General features: G+C 67.4%; 8 protein-coding genes. 2 read left to right on the forward strand and 6 right to left on the reverse strand.

From position 1 onward, the window contains the following. The 4 genes from RT051_RS14115 to petA form a co-directional block, all read right to left on the reverse strand. Positions 1-533, reverse strand: a 533-nt coding sequence (locus tag RT051_RS14115) for a glutathione S-transferase N-terminal domain-containing protein (protein WP_313077630.1), incomplete at its 3' end; no start/stop codon positions are given. Positions 534-640: 107 nt separating this feature from the next. Next, complete coding sequence (locus RT051_RS14120; protein ID WP_313077632.1) at positions 641-1,396, reverse strand: cytochrome c1; 756 nt, start codon at positions 1,394-1,396, stop codon at positions 641-643. A 16-nt stretch (positions 1,397-1,412) separates the two neighbouring features. Beyond that, positions 1,413-2,834: a cytochrome bc complex cytochrome b subunit gene (locus tag RT051_RS14125; RefSeq protein ID WP_313077633.1), complete on the reverse strand. Its 1,422-nt coding sequence runs from the start codon at positions 2,832-2,834 to the stop codon at positions 1,413-1,415. Between the two features lie 13 nt (positions 2,835-2,847). Continuing rightward, positions 2,848-3,447: a ubiquinol-cytochrome c reductase iron-sulfur subunit gene (gene petA, locus RT051_RS14130; protein ID WP_313077634.1), complete on the reverse strand. Its 600-nt coding sequence runs from the start codon at positions 3,445-3,447 to the stop codon at positions 2,848-2,850. Positions 3,448-3,591: 144 nt separating this feature from the next. Between petA and mscL the strand changes: the two genes are divergently transcribed. After that, positions 3,592-4,077 carry a large conductance mechanosensitive channel protein MscL gene (mscL, locus tag RT051_RS14135; protein ID WP_313077636.1) on the forward strand — a complete coding sequence of 162 codons (486 nt, stop codon included), beginning with the start codon at positions 3,592-3,594 and terminating at the stop codon, positions 4,075-4,077. Between the two features lie 10 nt (positions 4,078-4,087). Here the strand turns inward: mscL and pdxA are convergent, their stop codons facing one another. Both pdxA and RT051_RS14145 read right to left on the reverse strand, forming a co-directional pair. Further along, positions 4,088-5,122 (reverse strand): 4-hydroxythreonine-4-phosphate dehydrogenase PdxA, encoded by a 1,035-nt coding sequence (pdxA, locus tag RT051_RS14140; RefSeq protein WP_313077638.1) that lies wholly within the window; start codon positions 5,120-5,122, stop codon positions 4,088-4,090. A gap of 5 nt (positions 5,123-5,127) precedes the next feature. After that, positions 5,128-5,883 (reverse strand): Nif3-like dinuclear metal center hexameric protein, encoded by a 756-nt coding sequence (locus RT051_RS14145; RefSeq protein ID WP_313077640.1) that lies wholly within the window; start codon positions 5,881-5,883, stop codon positions 5,128-5,130. A gap of 90 nt (positions 5,884-5,973) precedes the next feature. Between RT051_RS14145 and RT051_RS14150 the strand changes: the two genes are divergently transcribed. Beyond that, on the forward strand, positions 5,974-6,592 hold a 619-nt coding region (locus RT051_RS14150; RefSeq protein ID WP_313077643.1), incomplete at its 3' end, for a trypsin-like peptidase domain-containing protein.

A 6,592-nucleotide genomic window follows, 5' to 3' on the forward strand; every position in this document is an offset into this window, starting at 1 on the left:
AGCAGCGGCGCGGCGTTCTTGGACAGCTCGATGCCGTAGTAGTCCAGGCGCCACAGGAGCGGCGCGATCGCCACGTCCAGCATGGAGAAACCTTCGCCCAGCATGTACTTGTTCTTGAGGAACACGGGTGCCAGCTGCGTCAGGCGGTCGCGAATGTGGGCACGGGCCTTCTCCAGCGCCTTCTCATTGCCCTTGGTGGCACGCGACTCGAGCTGGTTCACGTGCACGAACAGCTCTTTCTCGAAGTTCAGCAGAAACAGGCGCACGCGGGCGCGGTCCACCGGGTCGCCCGGCATCAGCTGCGGGTGCGGGAAGCGCTCGTCGATGTACTCGTTGATGATGTTGGACTCATACAGGATGAGGTCACGCTCGACCAGGATGGGCACCTGGCCGTAAGGGTTCATGACGTTGATGTCTTCAGGCTTGTTGTACAGGTCCACATCGCGGATCTCGAAATCCATCCCCTTCTCGAACAACACGAAACGGCAGCGGTGGGAGAAGGGGCAGGTCGTGCCCGAGTAAAGCACCATCATGGTCAGTGGCTCCTGAAAATCAAAAAGAGTGGGCGCGCTGGCGCGTCCACTCTGGAATTCGGTCCGGCGGCATGCCTGTGCGTGCCGCCGGACCCGTGTTGCAAAGCTTACTTGACGTCTTTCCAGAAGGCCGCATTGAGCCTCCAGGCGATGAAGGTGAACACGCCCAGGAACATCAGCACCCACACGCCCACGCGCACGCGGGTGTTCTGCGCCGGCTCGCCCATCCACTGCAGGTAGTTCACCAGGTCGCCCACGGCCTGGTCGTACTGCTGGGCGGACATCGTGCCCTTGGAGATTTCCTCCCAGCCCTTGAAGACGTGCTCGACCGCCTCATGGCCCGCGCGCGCCTCGAACACGGCGCGCCGCTCGCCCTGCAGCTGCCACAGCGCATGCGGCATGCCCACGCTCGGGAAGGCCAGGTTGTTCCAGCCGGTGGCCTTGGTGTCATCGCGGTAGAAGGTGCGCAGGAAGGTGTAGAGGTAGTCGGCGCCGGTGCCGCCCGAGCCGGCGCGCGAGCGGGCGATCACGGTGAGATCGGGCGGGTTGGCGCCGAACCAGGCCTTGGCCTGCAGCGGGTCAATGGCGGACTTCATGGTCTCGCCGATCTTGTCGGTGTTGAACAGCAGGTTGTCCTTGATCTGCTGCTCGCTCAGGCCGATGTCCTTCAGGCGGTTGTAGCGCATGAAGGCCGCCGAGTGGCAGTTCAGGCAGTAGTTGACGAACAGCTTGGCGCCGTTTTGCAGCGACGCCGTGTCGCTGGTGTTGACGGGCGCCTTGTCCCAGGCGACACCGCCTTCGGAGGCGTGCGCTCCGGCGGCCAGGCCCAGCGCGGCGATCAGCGCGAAAACGAATTTCTTCATTGTGTTGTTCTCCAGCTCAGTGGGCGGCAAAGGTCACACGCTCGGGCACGGGCTTGGGCGTCCCCAGGCGACTCCACCAGGGCATGAGCAGGAAGAAGCCGAAGTAGAACAGCGTGCCGACCTGCGAGACGCGCTCGCCGATGGGCGACGGCGGCTGCACGCCCAGGTAGGCCAGGATCACGAAGTTGATCACGAACACGGCATACACCCACTTGTGCCAGTCGGGGCGGTAGCGGATGGAGCGCGCCGGGCTCTGGTCCAGCCAGGGCAGGAAGAACAGGATGACGACGGCGCCGCCCATGACCACCACGCCCCAGAACTTGGCGTCGATGGCCAGCATCAGCGCGATGCCCACCACGGCGGCCACCAGCACGACGCCCTTCATGATGCCGGGCAGGCGGGCCTTGAGCACACCGAAGCCGGCGCCCAGCACCACGCAGGCGATCAGTGCATACATCATCTCGCTGGTGATGGCGCGCAGCATCGAGTAGAACGGCGTGAAGTACCACACCGGGGCGATGTGCGCGGGCGTCTTCAGCGGGTCGGCCGGGATGAAGTTGTTGTACTCCAGGAAGTAGCCGCCGAACTCGGGCGCAAAGAAGATGATGGCCGAGAAGATGAACAGGAAGATGCACACGCCCAGGATGTCGTGCACCGTGTAGTACGGGTGGAAGGGCACGCCGTCCAGCGGATGGCCGTTGGCGTCCACCGGTTTGCCCGGGCCCTTGATCTCGATGCCATCGGGGTTGTTGGAGCCCACGTCGTGCAGCGCCAGCAGGTGCGCCACCACCAGGCCCAGCAGCACCAGCGGCACGGCGATGACGTGGAAGCTGAAGAAGCGGTTCAGCGTCGCATCGCCCACCACGTAGTCGCCGCGGATCAGCAGCGCCAGGTCCGGACCGATGAAGGGAATCGCGGAGAACAGGTTCACGATCACCTGCGCGCCCCAGTACGACATCTGGCCCCAGGGCAGCAGGTAGCCCATGAAGGCCTCGGCCATGAGCGCCAGGAAGATGGCGCAGCCGAAGATCCAGACCAGCTCGCGCGGCTTGCGGTAGCTGCCATACAAAAGGCCGCGGAACATGTGCAAATACACCACCACGAAGAACGCCGAGGCGCCCGTGGAGTGCATGTAGCGAATCAGCCAGCCCCACGGCACGTCGCGCATGATGTACTCGACCGACTCGAAGGCCTTGGCGGCGTCGGGCTTGTAGTGCATCACCAGGAAGATGCCGGTGACGATCTGGATCACCAGCACCAAGAGCGCCAGCGAGCCGAAGATGTACCAGAAGTTGAAGTTCTTCGGAGCGTAGTACTCCGACATGTGAACCTTGTAGGCGTCGAAGGCCGTCGGGAAACGGTTCTCCAGCCAGTTCATCGTCTTCGCGCCCGCCGAGGCGTTGGGCGAAAGCTCCTTGAATTCGCGGTAAGCAGCCATATGTCAGTGCCCCTCAAGCTTTCTTGTCTTCGCCGATCAGCAGCCGGGTGTCCGACAGATACATGTGCGGCGGCACCTCCAGGTTGTCGGGCGAGGGCTTGTTCTTGAACACGCGGCCGGCCAGGTCGAAGGTGGAGCCGTGGCAGGGGCACAGGAAGCCGCCCTGCCAGTCGCTCGGCAGCGAGGGCTGGGGGCCAGGGGTGAACTTGTCGGAGGGCGAGCAGCCCAGGTGCGGGCAGATGCCCACGGCCACCAGGATCTCGGGCTTGATGGAGCGGTGCTCGTTGCGCGCGTAGGGCGGCGTGAACTCGTCGGGATGGCGCTCGGACTTGGGGTCGGCCAGCTGCGAATCGAGCTTGGGCAGCTCGGCAACCTGCTCGGGGGTACGCTTGACGATCCACACGGGCTTGCCGCGCCACTCCACCGTCATTTTCTCGCCGGCCTTGAGAGCGGAGATATCCACTTCGACGGCGGCTCCGGCCGCCTTGGCCTTCTCGGAAGGCTGGAAGGTGCTCACGAAGGGCACGGCCACTGCCACGCCGCCCACCGCGCCCGCGCAGCCGGACGCGATCAGCCACGTCCGCTTGCTGGAGTCGATCGGAGTTTCACTCATGGGGATCCTTGGTATGCATCGCTGTGAAGGGACAACCGTAAATTGTAGCGGAGTGAAAATGGGCATTGCGGGGCCCGCCGCCTGCACAGCGCCCTGCCGGTAGGCAATACTTCCCACCCTCCATCCACGACAAGGAACATGCACATGGGCATTGCGCACGAATTCAGGGAATTTGCCGTCAAGGGCAACGTCATCGACCTGGCGGTGGGCGTCATCATCGGCGGGGCCTTCGGCAAGATCGTCGATTCGGTGGTCAATGACCTGATCATGCCGGTGGTCGGGCTGGTGTTCGGCAAGCTCGATTTCTCCAACCTGTTCGTCCCGCTGGCGCGCATTCCGGCCGACGTGCCGCACACGCTGGAGGCGGTGCGCAAGGCGGGCGTGCCGGTCTTTGCCTATGGGCACTTCCTCACGGTGTCGGTGAATTTCTTCATCCTGGCCTTCATCATCTTCATGATGGTCAAGCAGATCAACCGCCTCAAGCGCGAGTGGCCGCTCAAGGAGGCCGAGGCGGCCAGGAACGAAGCCGCGGCCGCCCCGGTCCCGCCGCCGGAGGACATCCAGCTGCTGCGCGAGATCCGCGACGCGCTGCAGTCCAGGCCCCCCCTGGCGCCGCCGCCGCAGGGCTGAGCCGGGCCTCTCAGCCGTTCGAGAGTGCGCGCGCCATGCGCACGGCCTCGATGAGGCTGCCCGCATCGGCCACGCCGCGCCCGGCGATGTCGAACGCCGTGCCGTGGTCCGGGCTGGTGCGCACCAGGGGCAGGCCCAGGGTGACGTTCACGCCCTTGTCCACCCCGAGGTACTTGACCGGGATCAACCCCTGGTCGTGGTACATGGCCAGCACCACGTCGAACTCGCCCGTGCGGGCGCGCATGAAGACGGTGTCCGGTGCGTGCGGCCCCTGCGCATCGATGCCCTCGGCGCGGGCGCGCGCTACTGCCGGGGCGATGGCCTCGATCTCCTCGCGACCGAACAGCCCACCCTCGCCCGCATGAGGGTTAAGCCCCGCCACGCCGATGCGCGGCACGCGGCCCAGGCTGCGCGACAGCGCCGCGTGCGTGATTCGCAGGCTCTGCAACACGTTGTCCGCGGTCACTGCATCGATGGCCTCGCGCAGCGCCACGTGGATGCTGACCAGCACCGTGCGCAGCTCGTCATTGGCCAGCATCATGCGCACCGGCATCTGCGCCAGCGGCACGCCCGCGTGGCGCGCCGCCTCGGCCTGCAGCAGCTCGGTGTGACCGGGAAAGGGCACCCCGGCGGCACTCAGCGCCTCCTTGTGCAGCGGCGCCGTGACCAGGGCCGCCACCTCGCCGCGCAGCGCCGCGCGCGCTGCCCAGACCACGCAGTCGGCCGCTGCCCGCCCGGCCTCGGCGCTCACCGCGCCCCAGGGCGCGGCCTCCACCAGTCCGGGCAACTGCCACACCGGCAGGCTGTGCGGCGGCAGGTGCTGCAGCTGCTGCAGCTGCGCCAGCTGCCCGATGCGCTGCACCGCCACCTGCGGCCGTCCAGGCTGGGCGATGCAGGCCAGTGCCCGCGCCAGAGTGGCGCAGTCGCCCACGACGAAGGCACCCTGCAGTACCTCGGGCGCATCGCGAAAGGCCTTGGCGACGATCTCGGGGCCGATGCCCGCCGGGTCGCCCTGGGTGATGGCAATCGGTTTGCTCCAGGCCATGGCGTTCAGGCCGGGTTGTCGATGTCGATGAACTGGTGCTCCAGGCCCAGCTGCGCGGCGACGTGCGCCGCCACCGCGGGCGCACCATAGCGCTCGGTGGCGTGGTGGCCGGCGGCGATGAAGGCCACCCCGGTCTCGCGCGCCAGGTGGGCCTGGGGCTCGGAAATTTCGCCCGTGATGAAGGCGTCCGCCCCGGCGGCGATGGCCGCCTCGAACCAGTCCTGCGCGCCGCCGGTGCACCAGGCGACACGGCGGATGGGCCGCGGCGCGCCCTCGGGCGCCACCACCAGCGGCGTGCGGCCCAGCACCTGCCCGACATGGCGGCCCAGCTCCTGGGCGCTGGCGATGTCGCAGGGCGCGGCAAAGCCCAGGTCCTGCTCGCCAAAACGCGCATCCCATTGCCAGCCCAGGCGTTGGCCGAGCTGGGCGTTGTTGCCCAGCTCGGGGTGCGCGTCCAGCGGCAGGTGGTAGGCCAGCAGGTTGATGTCGTGCGCCAGCAGGCGCTTGAGGCGCTCCTTCATCCAGCCGGTGACGCGCCCGTCCATGCCGCGCCAGAACAGGCCGTGGTGCACGAGGATGGTGTCGGCCCCGGCGTCAATGGCCGCGTCGATCAGCGCCCGGCTGGCCGTGACGCCGCTGACGATGCGCGCCACGCGCGCACGGCCCTCCACCTGCAGGCCGTTGGGGCCATAGTCCTTGAAGGCCTGGGGCTGCAGCAGCGCGTCCAGGCGGGCCAGGAGTTCGTGTCGGTCGATGCTCATGGCCACCGATTGTGCCGCCTGTGCCCGCCGGCAGTCGCGCGCACCGGCAGTCGCGCGACAATCGATGCTTTTCTCCCTTTCCGCACCTCCATGAAGCGCTTCTGGTTGCTCTTTTCCCAGGCCGTGACGGTCCTCATCGCTGCCTATTTCGTCGTCGCCACCTTGCAGCCGGGCTGGCTGCAGCGCGGCGCGACCACCACGGCGGCGGGCATCTCGCTCATCGAGGCGCCGCCGGCGCCGGCCACGCAGCCGGTCGCGGGCAGCTTCAGTGCCGCGGCGCGCAAGGCCTCGCCCGCGGTGGTCAGCATCAACACCAGCAAGGCGGTGCGGCATCCGCGCAGCAACGACCCCTGGTTCCAGTTTTTCTTCGGCGAGCAGGGCACGCAGGCGCAGATGGGCCTGGGCAGCGGCGTCATCCTCAGCCCCGAGGGCTACATCCTGACCAACAACCACGTGGTGGAAGGCGCCGACGAGATCGAGGTGACGCTCTCGGACAGCCGGCGCGCCAGCGCCAGCGTGATTGGCACCGACCCGGAGACCGACCTGGCGGTGCTGCGCGTGCAGCTGGACAAGCTGCCGGTGATCGTGCTGGGGGACTCCGACCAGCTCGCCGTGGGCGACCAGGTGCTGGCGATCGGCAACCCCTTCGGCGTCGGCCAGACGGTGACCAGCGGCATCGTCTCGGCGCTGGGACGCAGCCAGCTGGGCA

Source organism: Melaminivora sp., assembly GCF_032059615.1.
GTDB lineage: Bacteria > Pseudomonadota > Gammaproteobacteria > Burkholderiales > Burkholderiaceae_C > Melaminivora.